The sequence below is a fragment of the Amycolatopsis azurea DSM 43854 genome (assembly GCF_001995215.1).
GTDB classification, from domain to species: domain Bacteria; phylum Actinomycetota; class Actinomycetes; order Mycobacteriales; family Pseudonocardiaceae; genus Amycolatopsis; species Amycolatopsis azurea.
The window spans coordinates 78,147-93,201 of sequence record NZ_MUXN01000013.1 but is presented as its reverse complement, the minus strand read 5'-3'; the positions used below and the strand labels follow the sequence as shown (position 1 = coordinate 93,201).

Below are 15,055 nucleotides of genomic sequence, written 5' to 3'. Positions count from 1 at the left end.
GCCGAACGGAGGCAAGAACGCGAATAGTCTTCACAAATTTGGATACTCGTGGGTAGTGTGCGCCTCGTCACTCTCCGACGACGGAGGTCTTTCATGCGACGAGGCATACGGGTCTTGACGACGCTGGCGGGGTTGACGCTGGTGGCGGGAACCGTTCCGGCACTTCCGGCGAGCGCGGCGGAAGCCCCACGGACCTCCGTGGTGGCGGCCGCGCTCGACGACTACTGCGGCGGCCAGTGCGGCGACATCCTGCCGCCCGGCACCAAGGGGAACGCCACGCTCGCCGAGATCCTGGCGCACAAGGCGTTCGGCACCCGTCCCGCGCATTCCGCCGACCAGCTCGGCAAGTACGCCTCGCTCGCCGACGGCTACAAGACACTGACCACGGACAAGATCAACCAGTTCTTCAACGACGCCTCGTACGGGGTCCCGTCCGGTCAGGTCGAGAGCACGATCAACCCGCGTCCGGACGTGACGATCACCCGCGACAAGGCGACCGGCGTCCCCCGGATCGTCGGCACGACGCGGCCGGGCACGATGTTCGGCGCCGGGTACGCCGCCGGGCAGGACCGCCTGTGGCTGATGGACATCATGCGCCGCGTCGGCCGCGGCCAGCTGACGTCGTACGCCGGTGGCGCACAGGGCAACCGCGAACTCGAGCAGAGCTTCTTCGCTTCGGCGCCCTACACCGAGCAGGAACTCCAGAAGCAGATCGACAACGCCGCCGCCAGTGGTCCGCGCGGCGCGCAGGGCAAGGCCGACGCCGAGGCCTACGTCCAGGGTGTCAACAAGTACATCTCCGACTCCCACAGTGGCCGTTATTTCCCCGGCGAGTACGTCCTCACCGGGCACGTCGACGCGATCACGAACGCCGGGACCATCGAGCCGTTCAAGCTGACCGACCTCGTCGTCCTGGCCGCCGTCGTCGGCGCGCAGTTCGGCGCCGGTGGTGGCGGCGAGGTGCAGAACGCCATCGCGAAGATGGCGATGCAGGAGAAGTACGGACTCGAACAGGGCGACAAGGTCTGGAAGAGCCTCCGGTCCGAGGACGACCCCGAGACCGTCAAGACCCTCCACAGTGGACAGAACTTCGACTACGGCAAGGCGCCGGCGAACCCGCAGGGCGCCGCGATGCCGGACAAGGGTTCGGTCACCGGGCAGCAGCTGGTCTTCGATCCGACCGGTTCCGCCGGGACCGCGACACCCGCCAAGGTGGACGTTCCCGCGCCCGAGGACCAGAAGGCCGTCCGCGGCATCTTCGACGACGGCGTCCTGCCCGGGAACATGCTTTCCGAGAAGCACGGCATGTCCAACGCGCTCGTCGTCTCCGGCGCCAAGACCGCGAGCGGTCACCCGGTCGCCGTCTTCGGCCCGCAGGCCGGTTACTTCGCGCCGCAACTGCTGATGTTGCAGGAACTCCAGGGCCCGGGCATCAGCGCCCGCGGCGCCTCGTTCGCGGGCATCAGCATGTACGTGCTGCTCGGCCGCGGCAAGGACTACTCGTGGAGCGCGACTTCGGCGTCGCAGGACATCACCGACACCTACGCCGTCGAACTGTGCGAGCAGAACGGTTCCGCGCCGACGAAGAACTCCGGCTTCTACCGCTTCCGCGGCCAGTGCCTGCCGTTCGACATCGTCGAGCGCAAGAACGCCTGGAAGCCCACCATCGCCGACGGGACGGCCGAAGGTTCGTACACCCTGCGCAGCTTCCGCACCAAGTACGGGCCGGTGACGAGCCGCGCGCTGGTCGGCGGCAAACCGGTCGCGTACACCTCGCTGCGCTCGACCTTCCAGCACGAGATCGACACGATCATCGGCTTCCAGAAGTTCAACGACCCGGACGCGATCAAGTCCGCGAAGGACTTCCAGGCCGCCGCGGCCGACGTCAACCAGACCTACAACTGGTTCTACGCCGACTCCCGCGACATCGCGTACTTCAACTCCGGTTCGAACCCGGTCCGCAATCCGAACGTCGACCCCGCGATGCCGGTGAAGGCCGACGCCGGATTCGACTGGCAGGGCTGGAACCCCGACGGCAACCTCGCGAACTACACGCCGTCTTCGCAGCATCCGCAGTCGATCAACCAGGACTACTACATCAGCTGGAACAACGCGCAGAGCAACGGCTACGCGGCCAGCGGCGCGGACAAGAGTTCCGTGCACCGCGGCGATCTGATCGACGCGCGGGTCAAGAAGATGGTCTCCAGCGGCACCAAGGTGACGCGGGTGAACCTCACGCAGGCCATGGAGGAAGCGGCGCTGGCCGACCTCCGCGCGGAGAAGGTGCTGCCGGAACTGCTCAAGGTGCTCGACAAGGCGCCGTTGACCGGTCCGGCCGCGGACGCGGTGACGAAACTGAAGACCTGGCTCGCCGCGGGCGCCCTGCGTTCGGAGACCTCGCCGGGCAGCAAGGCCTACGCGAACGCCGACGCGATCCGGATCATGGACGCCTGGTGGCCGCTGCTGGTCAACGCCCAGTTCAAACCCGGCATGGGTGACGCCGCCTACGCCGCCATGGTGGGCGTGCTGAAGATCAACGAAACGCCTTCGGGCTGGCAGAACGAGGTCCCCGGCAAACACGTCGGCCAGCCGCACGCCGGTTCGTCGTACCAGTCCGGCTGGTGGGGCTACGTGCACAAGGACATCCGGTCGGTCCTCGGGCAGAACGTCGCCGGTCCGCTGCCGGTGAAGTACTGCGGTGGCGGCGATGTCAACGCGTGCCGTCAGGTGCTGCTCGATTCGCTGACTCAGGCGGCCGCACAGCCGGCCAACACCGTGTACCCCGGTGACGGCGACTGCGGAGCGGGCGACCAGTGGTGCGCCGACACGATCATCCACCGCGCGCTCGGCGGCATCACACAGGACAAGATGAGCACCCAGAACCGGCCGACCTTCCAGCAGGTCGTGGAGTTCCCGGCGAAGCGCGGCGACAACATCGCCAACCTCGCCACCGGCCGCTCGGTGAGCGCGAGCAGCCACGAGACCGGCTGGTACAACTCGCCGCCGTCGAACGCGATCGACGTCAACCTCTCGACGCGGTGGGCGAGCGACTGGAGCGACGATCAGTCGATCACCGTCGACCTCGGTTCGGTGCAGCGCGTTTCCAGGGTGGTGCTGCACTGGGAAGCCGCGTACGGGAAGGCCTACAAGGTGCAGGTCTCGTCCGACGGGACGAACTGGCGCGACGCGGCGTCCATAGTGGACGGAGACGGCGGGCAGGACAACGTCGCCTTCGAGGCCACCGACGGCCGCTTCGTCCGGATGGCCGGTGTCCAGCGCGGGACGAAGTACGGCTACTCCCTCTACGAGTTCGAGGTGTACGCCCACTAGGTGGATCACGGTTTACGGTGGCGGGGTGAACACGAACGACTGGTCACCCCGCACCCTCGCCGTCGCCGCCGGACGCCCGGAAGGCCCCGGCGAACCGCTGAACGTGCCGATCGTCGCGGCGAGCACCTTCGACGCCGGTGCCGACCGCGCGTATTCGCGGGAGAACGGCACCCCGACCTGGGAGGCCCTCGAAGCCGCGATCGGCGCGCTCGAAGGCGGGCACGCCACCGCGTTCGCCTCGGGGATCGCGACGCTCAGCGCCGTCGTCGACACGCTGCGGGTCGGCGCGAAGGTCTGCGTCCCGACGTTCTCCTACGCCGGGTCCCGGGGCCTGCTCGCGCACGCGCACCGCACCGGCCGTCTCGTGGTGACCGAGCTCGCGCCGGACGACACGGCCGCCTGGGTCGACGCCGCGGACGCCGACCTGCTCTGGCTCGAATCACCGACGAATCCGACGCTCGACGTCATCGACATCGAGACGATCGCCGCCGCCGCGAACGGCCTGGTCGCCGTGGACAACACGTTCGCCACCCCGCTCGGGCAGCGGCCGCTGGAGCTCGGCGCCGACATCGTCGTGCACAGCGCGACGAAGCTCATCGGCGGCCACAGCGATCTGCTGCTGGGCCTGACGATCGCGGCCGACGAAGGCGTCGCGAAGGACTTGCGCGACGCGCGCACCCGCATGGGGGCGACGCCGGGAGCGCTCGAAGCCTGGCTGGCGCTGCGCGGGCTGCGGACGCTGCCGGTCCGCCTGGCCGAGCAGACCCGCACGGCCGCGTTGCTGGCGGCGCGGCTGGTCGACCATCCCGCGATCACCCGGGTGCGTTATCCCGGCTCCGGCACGATGATCGCGTTCGAACTCCCGGACGCCGAGACGGCGGACAAGGTCATCGGGTCGCTGCGGCTGATCCGGGCCGCCACCAGCCTCGGCGGGGTGGAGAGCCTGGTCGAACGGCGGGCGTGGCTCGCGGGCGACGCCCACGTGCCCGCCGGGCTCGTCCGGTTCAGTGTCGGACTCGAAGATCCGGAAGATCTTTGGACGGATCTGGCCTCGGCGCTCGGCTAGCGCCCTGTCCTGGAGCGTGGGGCCGGTTCCAGGTGTCCTGATTGTGACCTTTGGGTTGCCGGGCACCGGCCTTCGCGTTCGGATGGTCAATCTTTCACCGAGGGGTACTCCGAACGTGTGAACCAGTCGGTAACCAGGGTCGAATAATCACGAAAAGTCGCAGCTTCGGCCAGGAAAACCGACGTTTCAACGCTGTGCGGAGGCCGTCGAAAAAATGCTTCCGTAGCACAACCGTTCCGGCCGTCCGGGTGTTAACATTGCTCCGTCGCCGGGAGCCTTTCCCTCTGTTGAGCGACTTTCAGGCCCTTGTATCGGGCCGGAACTGTCCACTGTTACCGGTTTTCCCAGTGGTTCTTGTCACGGTCTATTCGCTACTGAAGACCGGCGATCTTCGGGCAGTATCGCGCTGTCACTCGAACGTGGGATTTTCCCCCGAGTGGTCGCACGGTGGGGGTCACCGTGTGTTGCGATGTTTTCCACTGGGAGATCACTTTGAAGAAGACGTTGGGCCGCCTCGCGGGCGCGGTGCTGGCCGGCGCCGTCCTCTCGCTGGCCGTGACGCCGGTCGCGATGGCACAGATCGAAACGACGACGCCCCCCGCGGCGTCGACCGAGACCACGACCTCCGTTCCGCCGGGGCCGTCCTACTCGGGTGGTCCCGTGACCACCGAGCCGACCAAGTCGAGCACCCCGGCCTCGTCGTCCTCGCAGCAGCCGACGCCGACCAGCGGCAAGCCGACTTCCGGCAAGCCGTCGCCGACCTCCACCTCGGAGAAGCCGACCACCAGCCGCCCGCCGAAGCCGGTGCTGAACGTCGGCGCCGGGTACGTCGAAGGCAACGAGGGCGCGCTGGCCATCCTCTGCGGTTCCGAGCCCGCCGAGGTTTCCGCGCCGGACTACACCATCGTCGACTCGTTCCAGGACGGTGGCGACGCCTACCTCTGGATCTACATCATCGAGGCCAAGCCCGGCTTCAAGGGCACCTCGAGCACCTTCACCTGGACCTGCGACGGCAAGCCGGGTTCGGGTGACATCGAGATCGAGGGCACGGTCGGCGGCGGCGCGACCGCGCCGGGCACCAAGCCGAAGAAGCAGGTCAAGCTGAAGCCCAAGGGCGGCATCGAGACCGGTTTCGGCGCCACCGCGGCCTGATCCGATGAAGCTCCTGACGCAGGGCGGCCGTGTGGTCGCGGCCGCCCTTGTCCTTTCCTTCGCGCTGACGGGCTGCGGCAGCGGCGAACCCGCCCCGGCCGCCTCGCCGGAGGCACCGGCGGAATCGGCTCCGCCGGTCGTCAAACCGTTCAACGGGGCTCGCCCGACGAACGTGAAGATCCCCAAGATCGGCGCGGAATCCAGCCTGGTCACGGTCGCGGTCGGCAAGGACGGCAAGATGTCCGTCCCGTCGGCGAAGAACCCGATGCAGGCCGCCTGGTACCGGCTTTCGCCGGTGCCCGGTGACGTCGGCCCGTCGATCCTGCTCGGCCACGTCGACGGCAACAAGCAGCCGGGGATCTTCTACAAGCTCAAGGACGTCAACCCGGGCGACGAGGTGATCGTCGACCGCAGCGACGGCAAGAGCCTGAAGTTCGTGGTCGAGAAGAAGGACCAGGTTCCCAAGGACCAGTTCCCCGAGGAAGCGGTCTACGGCAACACGGACAAGCCGCAGCTACGGCTGATCACCTGTGGCGGTGTATTCGACAAGGAAGAACACAGCTACAAGGACAACATCATCGTGTACGCCAATTTGGCTTGATGGTGCCGAAAGGGCCCTTCACCGCATCTCACGCGGTGAAGGGCCCTTTCGTCGCATCTGATGCGGGGATGGTTCCCTTCAGCCCACGCCGGAGGAAGGGAACGGGAACCCGTCGGGAGCGGCAGCTTCGGGATCGACCCATTTCCGCATCCCCGCGTCGCAGGCCGCGTAACCCCAGTTGATCAACCGCTCCTGGAGCACTTCCGGCAGCTTCGTCAGCCGCGTCGGGGTTTCCGCCAGCCCGTGCGTGAGCTCGACAGGCGCCTTCAGCGCGTTCTCCAGCTCGAAGTTCTCGAGGTCGACGTAGGAACCCCAGTAGGTGCCCGCGAAATCCTTCTCCACGTACGACTTCAGCAGCGCGCCCCGCCGCAGTTCGCGGACCTGGTTGTCGATCACGTCGAGGACGCGCAGCAGCTGCCGTCCCCAGTCGCGTTTGACCTTCGGCGTGACCTTCATCCGCTTGCCCGCGTCGCTGACCAGCACCGTCGCGTGCCCTTCGACCGGGTCCAGGCCGAGGTTGTCGTAGACGCCGGCGTCGCTCAGCACGATCTTGCGGCCCGTCTCCGCCGACAGCGGATCGCGGAGCACCACCGGCGACAGCATCGGCGGGAACGCCGAGGACGCGGCCACCGCGGTCGCGAGCGGGATGTTCCCGTGCGCCCCGTTCTGCCGGAAGAACCACCACAGCGCGCCGTCCTGGAGGTTCGTCGCGGTGAAGACGAACTGCGGGCTGGCGGGGTCCAGATCCTTGAGGCAGCAGTCGCCGAACAGGTGTTTCGCGTACACCCGCGCGAGTTCCTCGCCGGCGCTCCGCCACGGAATCGTCATGGCCCGCAATGTGACCGGGATGTCGAGTCGCGTGCGCGCCAGGTTCCGGACCGGCGCGACGACCTTGTCGTCGAAGTTGGTCGCGACACCGTTCTCGAACTTCAGGTCCGACCAAGCGTGCGCGAGCACGCCCGCGGCGATCGAACCACCCGAGACGCTGGAGAACGTCGAGATCTTCGACAGCCAGCCGAGTTCGTTGAGCCGCCAAAGGGCTCCGGTGTGAAACAGCATCGCGCGATAGCCACCGCCGGAAAGCGCCAGGCCGACGCCTTGGCGGGGATTCGAAGGCTCCATCTCATCCCCCATCTGAGCGAGTGTAGGGGTGAGTCGCCCGAACGCCGCGAACCGTTACGACAACAGCGGTAGCAAGAGACGGCGTTGGTCCTCCGGCACGTATTCCGCGTAGTTGTCGTAGAGCGCCTGCTTGGCCAGCCGCGACGCGCGTTCGCCGTCCGAATCGCGGATCGCTCCCAGCACCTCTTCGTGATGCGTGAGCCAGTTGCGCATCAACGCGGTCCGGTCGTCGGCGTGCTCCAGTTTGTCCTCGATGAGTTCCAGGACGACGCCGCGGACGACCTCGCCGCTGATGACCAGCAGCGGATTCCCCGTCGCGCGGGCGATGGCCTCGTGGAACGCGACGTCCGCGTGCGAGAACTCCGCGAATCCCTTCGCGACGCCCGCGCGCATCGCCGCCAGCGCCGCGTCCAGTTCGGCGAGATGGTCTTCGGTTCTGAGCTGCGCGGCGAGCAGATGTGCGGAACCGTCGAGCACCATGCGGAACTGGAGGAGTTCGGACAGGCCGAGGTGGTCGGCCCGCGCCAGCCGGTGCATGGACCGGTGCAACGCGGCGGGTGAGGCGGCCAGGACCTCGGGGCCGCGCGGATCGCCGGGCCGCGAACGGATCATTTCCGCCGCTTGCAGCACACGCAGCGCTTCCCGCACCGTCGAGCGGCCGACGTCGAACTGGACCATCAGTTCGCGTTCGCTCGGCAGCCGGTCGCCGGGTTTGATCCGGCCGCTGAACACGGCTTCCTCGATCTGTTCGACGACGCGCTGGTACGCGCGGACAGGGGCGACCGGCTCGAATTCCATCTTGACCCTGCCGTCTCGTCTGGTTTACTGGTCAGACCAGTCTACCGGTCAGGGGGCAGGATGAAAGCCCGGATCCACGCGGCGGCCCTGGTGTTGCTGCTGGTGACGTCCGGTTGCTCCGCCGGGTCGAGTGCCACGGTCGCCAAGGATCCCGGCACGCTCGCCATCGGCTACACCGCCGAACCCGCGAATTTCGACTTCACCCGCACCGACGGCGCCGCCATCCCGCAGGCCCTGCTCTACAACGTCTACGAGGGCCTGGTGAAACTCGACGCGGACGCGAAGATCGTGCCGCTGCTGGCCGAATCGTGGACGGTTTCCCCCGACGGCAAGACCTACGACTTCAAGCTCCGCGAGAACGCGAAGTTCTCCAACGGCGCGCCGTTCACCGCCGAAGACGTCAAGTTCTCCCTGATGCGGGTCAAGACCGACTGGACCGTGTCGATCAAGTCCACAATGGACGTCGTCGACCGGGTCGACGTCGTCGCGCCGGACCACGCGCGGGTCGTGCTCACGAAACCCAGCAACGGCTGGCTGTTCAGCCTCACCAGCAGGCTCGGCGCGATGTTCAGCCCGACCGGCGTCGCGGATCTCGCGAACGAACCGGTCGGCACCGGGCCGTACACGGTGTCCTCGCGCAGGCGTGGCGATTCCATCGTGCTCAAGCGGAATCCCGGCTACTGGGGCACGCGACCGGCGTACTCCACGGTGGTCCTCAAGTACATCAAGGATCCGACGGCGCTCAACAACGCCTTGCTCAGCAACGGGATCGACGTCATCTCCGCGATCACCGTGCCGGATTCGATCCCGCAGTTCCAGGGCGACGACCGGTTCACCGTCGTCGAAGGCACGACGAACAGCGAGGTCACGCTCGCGTTCAACAACGCCCGCGCGCCGCTGAACGACGTCCGCGTCCGCCGCGCGCTGTCGTCCGCCATCGACCGGAAAGCCTTGCTGGACACGGCCTGGGCCGGGCGCGGGACGCTCATCGGCAGCATGGTCCCGCCGACGGATCCCTGGTACGAGGACCTGTCGAACGCGTACCCGTTCGACCCCGCGAAGGCGAAAGCGCTGCTCGCCGAGGCAGGGCAGCCGAATCCTTCGCTGCGGCTGCGGATCCCGAACCTGCCGTACGCCGTGTCGGCCGCGCAGGTGGTGTCGTCGCAGCTGGCGGACGTCGGTGTCACCGTGACGATCGAGCCGCTGGACTTCCCGGCGGTGTGGCTCAAGCAGGTCTTCACCGACCACGACTACGACCTCTCGATCATCCAGCATGTCGAGGCGCGCGACATCGTCACCTTCGGCAAACCGAAGTACTACTGGGGTTACGACGGCAAGGACGTCCAGCAGGAGCTGGCGAAGGCCGACGCCGGAACACCCCAGGAGCAGGTCGACGCGATGCGTCAGGTCGCGCGGCGGTTGTCCGAGGACGCGGCCGCGGACTGGCTCTTCCTCTTCCCCAACGTGATCGTGGCGAAGAACAAGGTGACCGGGTTCGTCCGCAACCAGGTCAGCGAGTCCTTCGACCTCACGGGATTGGCGCCGCGATGACCGTCAAAGTCGTGCGCCGGGTGGCGATCCTGGTGGCCAGCGTGCTGGTCGCGTCCATCGTGGTGTTCCTGTTCATGGCCGTGCTGCCGGGCGATCCGGCGCAGGTCGCGCTCGGCGTCAACGCGACGCCGGAACTGATCGCGAAGACCCGCGCCGAATTCGGCATCGACCGGCCGTTGGTGACGCAGTACTTCGACTGGATCGGCGGTGTCCTGCACGGCGACTTCGGCCGCTCGTACGTCACCCGCGAGGAGATCGGACCGGCGTTGACCGACCGGCTCGGCGTGACGTTGTGGCTGGTCGGGGCCGGGATGCTGGTGGCGTTGCTGATCGCCGTCCCGGCGGGCACGTTCGCCGCCGTACGGCACCGGAAGGCCGACGGCACCGCGGTTTCCGGGCTGTCGCAGATCGGCGTCGCCGTCCCCGCGTTCCTCGCCGGCATCATCCTCGTGCAGATCTTCGCGGTGCAGCTGCGCTGGCTGCCCTCCGGTGGCTGGACGCCGCCGGTGCAGGACCCCGGCGAATTCCTGCGCGGTCTCGTCCTGCCCGCCTTGTCGCTGGGGCTCGTTCAGGGCGCGGTGCTCACGCGCTATGTGCGGTCCGCCGTGCTCGACACACTCGGACAGGATTACCTGCGCACCGCGCGATCCAAGGGGCTTCGGCCGTTTCAAGCGCTGTTCCGCCACGGTCTGCGCAACGCCTCCGTGCCGGTGGTGACGGTGCTCGGCCTGCAACTGTCGACGTTGTTGATCGGCGCCGTCGTCGTCGAGCGCGTGTTCGTGCTGCCGGGGTTGGGCAGCATGCTGCTGGACTCGGTGGCGTCGCGGGATCTGTTGTCCGTGCAGGGGATCGTGCTGGTCTTGGTGGTCGGCGTGCTGCTGGTGAACTTCGTGGTCGACGTCCTGTACACGGTGCTCGACCCGAGATTGCGGGGTTCCTGATGCGTAACCGCAGTCTCGTGATCGGCGGTGTCCTGGTCGCGCTGATCGTGCTCGCCGCGCTGCTTTCGTTCGTGTGGACCCCGTTCGACCCGGTGAAGGTCGACGCGCCGAACCGGTTGCACGAGTTCAGCGGCTCGAACCCGCTCGGCACCGACGGCTTCGGCCGCGACGTGCTCAGCCAGATCATGGTCGGCGCGCGGACGACGCTGTACGTCGGTGTGGTCGCGGTCGGCATCGCCGCGCTGATCGGGACGCCGCTGGGCGTCCTCGCCGGGATGTCTTCGCGGTGGCTCGGCGAATTCGTCATGCGCGTCAACGATCTCGTGCTCGCGTTCCCCGCGTTGCTGCTGGCGATCATGTTCGGCGCGGTGTTCGGCGCCGACACGCTGACCGCGATGGTGGCGATCGGCATCGCGACCATCCCGTCGTTCGCGCGGATCGCGCGTTCGGGGACGTTGCAGGTGATGAGCAGCGAGTTCGTGCTGGCCGCGCGGTCGGCCGGTCGCTCGCGGCCGAACATCGCGGCGCGGCACGTGCTGCCGAACATCTCCGGGCTGCTGATCGTGCAGGCGTCGGTGTCGTTCGCGATCGCCGTGCTCGCGGAAGCGGCGTTGTCGTTCCTCGGGTTCGGCACGCGGCCGCCGACGCCGTCGTGGGGCCGGATGCTCCAGGAATCCCAGGTGTTCCTGACCCTGCACCCGCGGCTCGCGCTCGTGCCCGGCGTCGCGATCGCCATCGCGGTCCTCGGGTTCAACCTGCTCGGTGACGGCCTTCGCGATCGTCTCGACCCGCGATTGGCGGCACGGCTATGACCCTCGAAGTCCACGATCTGGCGATCGGCGGCCTGGTCCGCGGCGTCTCGTTCGCCATCGCCCGTGGTGAGCGCGTCGGGCTGATCGGCGAGTCGGGTTCCGGGAAGTCGCTGACGGCGTTGTCGATCATGGGGCTGCTGCCCGAAGAACTCGCCGCGTCCGGCTCGGTGAAACTCGACGGCCGCGAACTGCTCGGCGCTCCGGAGAAGGAACTGTCGCGGTTGCGGGGCAACGACCTGTCGATGGTGTTCCAGGAGCCGATGACCGCGCTGAACCCTGCGATGCGGGTCGGCGCGCAGGTGGCCGAACCGATGCGGATCCACCGCGACGGCGGGAAACACCGTGCGGCGGCCGAGGCGTTGCTGGAGTCCGTCGGGCTGCCAGGGACTTTCCGCGCGTACCCGCACCAGCTGTCCGGCGGGCAGCGGCAACGCGTCGTCCTCGCGATCGCGCTGGCCAACGACCCGAAGCTGCTGATCTGCGACGAGCCGACGACGGCGCTGGACGTCACCGTGCAGGCGCAGATCCTGGAACTGATCCTCGACGGCGTCCGCGAGCGGGAGAGCGCGCTGCTGTTCATCACGCACGACCTCGCCGTCGTGGCGTCGGTGTGCGAGCGGGTGCTGGTGATGCTGGACGGCGAGATCGTCGAAGCCGGCACCACCCGTGACGTGCTCACCGCGCCACAGCACGAGTACACGATGAAGCTGTTGGCCGCTTCGGATCTGGAGGCGAGCCGATGATGATCTCGGTGCGGGACCTCGAACGCCGCTACACGCGTCGAGACGTCCACGCTCTGCGCGGTGTCTCATTCGACGTCGAGGCCGGTCAGCGCTTCGGCATCGTCGGCGAGTCGGGTTCGGGAAAGTCCACTTTGGTCAGATTGCTGGCCGCGCTGGACAAGCCGACGGCGGGCAGCGTCTCGTTCCAGGGCAAGCGCGTCGACACGCTGCCGGAGCGGAAACTCGGCTTTCTGCGATCGGAACTCCAGATCGTCTTCCAGGATCCGATGGGCTCGCTCGATCCGCGGATGCGCGTCCGGGACATCATTTCCGAACCCTTGGGGCGGCGGGATCCCGCGCGGGTCTCGGAGCTGCTGAAGGCCGTCGGCCTGCCCTCGGATGCCGCGGGGCGGTATCCGCACCAGTTCTCCGGTGGGCAGCGGCAGCGCATCTCGATCGCGCGGGCGCTCGCGCCGAATCCGAGCGTCCTCATCGCGGACGAACCGGTGAGCGCGCTCGACGTCTCGGTGCGGAAGCAGATCCTCGACCTGCTCGCGTCGCTGGTCGAGCTGTACTCGCTGACGCTGATCTTCGTTTCGCACGACCTCGGCGTGGTGCGGCACGTCTGCGACCGGGTCGCGGTGATGCGGCGCGGGGAGATCGTCGAACTGGGTGACGTCGACCAGGTCTACGACGCGCCGGAGCACGAGTACACCAGGGAGTTGCTGGCGGCCGCGCCGAATCTGCGGGCCGAGCTGGCGCGGCTTCGCAACGGAGGCGACGATGCTTGAGTATCCGGAAGGGCTGCCGATCGGGGACGGCTGGGTGTCCACTGTGGACGTTTCACCGGTCGTGTTCCCTTACGACGGGAGCGAGATCGGCCGGGCGCCGGTCGGAACGCCGGAGCTGGCCACGCGGGCGATCGATGAAGTCGTCGCGGTGGTCAAGCAGGTCGCGGCCCTGCCGTCGCGGACCCGGCGTTCGCTGCTGAACGACGTCGCCGCCGCGCTGGAAGCACGGCGCTCCGAATTCGAGCAGCTTCTGGTGTTGGAGACCGGAAAGCCGCTGGTCGACTGCCGGGTCGAGGTCGCCCGCACGATCGTCACCTGGCAGGCCGCCGCCGAGGAGGTCTCGCGGCTGCACGGCGAGACCGTGCCGCTCGATCTGCTGCCGTCGGGTGACGGGCTGGTCGGGTTCTGGAAACGCAAGCCGATCGGTGTCGTGGTCGGCATCGCCGGGTTCAACTATCCGCTGTTGTTGGCGTCGCACAAGATCGCGCCCGCCATCGCGGCGGGCTGCCCGGTGGTGGTGAAACCCGCGCCGCAGACGCCGCTGGCGACGTTGTGGCTGGTGCACCTCGTGCGCTCGCTGACCGACCTGCCCGCGATGGTCCAGCTGGTCACCGGGGACGCGGCCGTCGGCTCCGCGCTGGTCACGGACCGGCGCGTGGGCGCGGTGTCGTTCACCGGATCCGCGCTGGTCGGACACCGGATCGCCCGCGACGCCGCGCCCACGAAGACGTTGCTGGAGCTGGGTTCCAACGCCGCTTTGGTGGTCGCGGAGGACGCGGATCTCGACGCGGCCGCGGACGCCGTGCTGCGTGGCGGGTTCTACGCGTCCGGACAGGCCTGTATTTCGGTGCAGCGCGTGCTGGTCGTCGACGCCGTCGCCGAGGAATTCACCGAGCGGGTGCTCTCGCGGCTCGGTGAGGTCGTCACCGGTGATCCGCGCGACGAGAAGACGCGAGTCTCGGCGCTGATCGACCCCGGGTCGACGAAACGCGTTCAGGAGTGGGTCGGCAAAGCGACCTCGGCCGGTGCGCGGCTGGTCGGGGGCGGTGTCGACGGCACGGTGATCCGGCCGGCCGTGCTGCTCGACGTGCCCGACGGCCTCGAATGCTGGGACGAGGAGATCTTCGGTCCCGTCGTCTGCGTTCGTCGTGTGTCCTCTGTGGACGAAGCGTTCGACGTGGTCAACGCGTCGCGCTACGGCCTGCACGCTTCGGTGTTCAGCACTTCCTTGAAGACCGCGTTCCGCGCGCTCGACGAGCTGGAGGTCGGCGGCGTCGTGGTCAACGAGGTGCCCGGTTTCCGATCCGACACCATGCCGTACGGCGGGGTGAAGGACTCCGGGATCGGGCGGGAAGGGCCGCGGTTCGCGGTCGAGGAACTGACCGTGACGAGGATGGCGGTGCTGCGACCGTGAGTTACGAGAACCTGTTCCGGCTGGACGGCAAACGGGCCGTCGTCCTCGGCGGCGGCAGCGGGATCGGCCGCGAATCGGCGAAAGCCCTGGCCGCGCACGGTGCCGAGGTGATCGTCGCGGACCGCGACATCGCTGCCGCGAAGGCGACCGGCGTCGGCGAGGCGTACGAGATCGACCTGCTCGAAGACGGCGCCGCCGCGCGGGCGGCCGCCGAACTCGGCGAGGTCGACGTGGTGGTGCTGACCGCCGCGACCAACGTGCGCAAACGGCTGCTGGAGTACTCGCGCGAGGAATTCGACCGGGTGATCGCGCTGAACCTCGGTGCGACGTTCGAGGTCGTCCGCGCGTTCGGCGCCGGGATGGTCGCGCGCGGACGGGGGAGCATCGTCGGGTTCTCGTCTATCCGCGGCACCACCGTCGAGCCGGGACAAGGGCCGTACGCGGCGACGAAAGCCGGGCTGGTGCAGCTGTTCCGCACGGCCGCGGCGGAGTTCGGCTCGGCCGGGGTGCGGGTCAACGCGATCGCGCCCGGCGTCGTCGAAACCCCGCTGACCGCGCAGATCAAAGCGAATCCGGACTGGTACGACGCCTACGCGACCAAGGGCGCGCTCGGCCGATGGGCGCGTCCGGGTGAACTCGCCGGCGCCGTCGTCTACCTGGCGTCGGACGCGTCGTCGTTCGTCACCGGCTCCGTGCTGGCGGTGGACGGCGGCTGGACCGCGGTCGACGGCCGCTTCGAACCGCCCGCGACGTAA

Annotated in this window: 13 protein-coding genes; 11 read left to right on the top strand and 2 right to left on the bottom strand. The window is 68.3% G+C overall.

Annotated elements, in window-relative coordinates; all coding sequences use genetic code 11:
* The first annotated feature begins 93 nt into the window (after positions 1-93).
* The 4 genes from B0293_RS17770 (at position 94) to B0293_RS17755 (ending at position 6,149) form a co-directional block, all read left to right on the top strand.
* Positions 94-3,330 (top strand): penicillin acylase family protein, encoded by a 3,237-nt coding sequence (locus B0293_RS17770; RefSeq protein ID WP_039919015.1) that lies wholly within the window; start codon positions 94-96, stop codon positions 3,328-3,330.
* 25 nt (positions 3,331-3,355) lie between these two features.
* Positions 3,356-4,396: a trans-sulfuration enzyme family protein gene (locus tag B0293_RS17765; RefSeq protein ID WP_005161787.1), complete on the top strand. Its 1,041-nt coding sequence runs from the start codon at positions 3,356-3,358 to the stop codon at positions 4,394-4,396.
* A 492-nt stretch (positions 4,397-4,888) separates the two neighbouring features.
* Positions 4,889-5,548, top strand: coding sequence for a hypothetical protein (locus B0293_RS17760; protein WP_005161784.1), 660 nt, complete (start codon positions 4,889-4,891; stop codon positions 5,546-5,548).
* Between the two features lie 4 nt (positions 5,549-5,552).
* Positions 5,553-6,149: a class F sortase gene (locus tag B0293_RS17755; protein ID WP_005161782.1), complete on the top strand. Its 597-nt coding sequence runs from the start codon at positions 5,553-5,555 to the stop codon at positions 6,147-6,149.
* 78 nt (positions 6,150-6,227) lie between these two features.
* On the opposite strand, the gene B0293_RS17750 is transcribed toward B0293_RS17755, so the two are convergent.
* Together B0293_RS17750 and B0293_RS17745 are read right to left on the bottom strand one after the other, a co-directional pair.
* The gene (locus B0293_RS17750; RefSeq protein WP_005161780.1) at positions 6,228-7,271 is read right to left on the bottom strand and encodes a patatin-like phospholipase family protein; all 1,044 of its coding nucleotides are present in this window, start codon (positions 7,269-7,271) and stop codon (positions 6,228-6,230) included.
* Between the two features lie 54 nt (positions 7,272-7,325).
* Positions 7,326-8,069: a FadR/GntR family transcriptional regulator gene (locus tag B0293_RS17745; RefSeq protein WP_005161777.1), complete on the bottom strand. Its 744-nt coding sequence runs from the start codon at positions 8,067-8,069 to the stop codon at positions 7,326-7,328.
* 60 nt (positions 8,070-8,129) lie between these two features.
* On the opposite strand from B0293_RS17745, the gene B0293_RS17740 reads away from it, so the two are divergent.
* Genes B0293_RS17740 through B0293_RS17710 form a run of 7 tightly spaced genes read left to right on the top strand, consistent with a single transcriptional unit; the run spans position 8,130 to position 15,055 of the window.
* The gene (locus B0293_RS17740) at positions 8,130-9,620 is read left to right on the top strand and encodes an ABC transporter substrate-binding protein (RefSeq protein WP_005161774.1); all 1,491 of its coding nucleotides are present in this window, start codon (positions 8,130-8,132) and stop codon (positions 9,618-9,620) included.
* Positions 9,617-10,561 carry an ABC transporter permease gene (locus B0293_RS17735; RefSeq protein ID WP_005161770.1) on the top strand — a complete coding sequence of 315 codons (945 nt, stop codon included), beginning with the start codon at positions 9,617-9,619 and terminating at the stop codon, positions 10,559-10,561. Before B0293_RS17740 ends, B0293_RS17735 begins: the two co-directional genes overlap by 4 nt.
* Complete coding sequence (locus B0293_RS17730) at positions 10,561-11,373, top strand: ABC transporter permease (RefSeq protein ID WP_005161767.1); 813 nt, start codon at positions 10,561-10,563, stop codon at positions 11,371-11,373. The genes B0293_RS17735 and B0293_RS17730 overlap by 1 nt, the downstream gene beginning before the upstream one ends.
* Positions 11,370-12,116 carry an ATP-binding cassette domain-containing protein gene (locus B0293_RS17725; protein WP_005161763.1) on the top strand — a complete coding sequence of 249 codons (747 nt, stop codon included), beginning with the start codon at positions 11,370-11,372 and terminating at the stop codon, positions 12,114-12,116. Before B0293_RS17730 ends, B0293_RS17725 begins: the two co-directional genes overlap by 4 nt.
* The gene (locus B0293_RS17720; RefSeq protein WP_005161760.1) at positions 12,113-12,886 is read left to right on the top strand and encodes an ABC transporter ATP-binding protein; all 774 of its coding nucleotides are present in this window, start codon (positions 12,113-12,115) and stop codon (positions 12,884-12,886) included. Before B0293_RS17725 ends, B0293_RS17720 begins: the two co-directional genes overlap by 4 nt.
* Positions 12,879-14,300, top strand: a complete 1,422-nt coding sequence (locus B0293_RS17715) for an aldehyde dehydrogenase family protein (RefSeq protein WP_005161758.1) — start codon at positions 12,879-12,881, stop codon at positions 14,298-14,300. The genes B0293_RS17720 and B0293_RS17715 overlap by 8 nt, the downstream gene beginning before the upstream one ends.
* Positions 14,297-15,055: an SDR family NAD(P)-dependent oxidoreductase gene (locus B0293_RS17710; RefSeq protein ID WP_005161754.1), complete on the top strand. Its 759-nt coding sequence runs from the start codon at positions 14,297-14,299 to the stop codon at positions 15,053-15,055. Before B0293_RS17715 ends, B0293_RS17710 begins: the two co-directional genes overlap by 4 nt.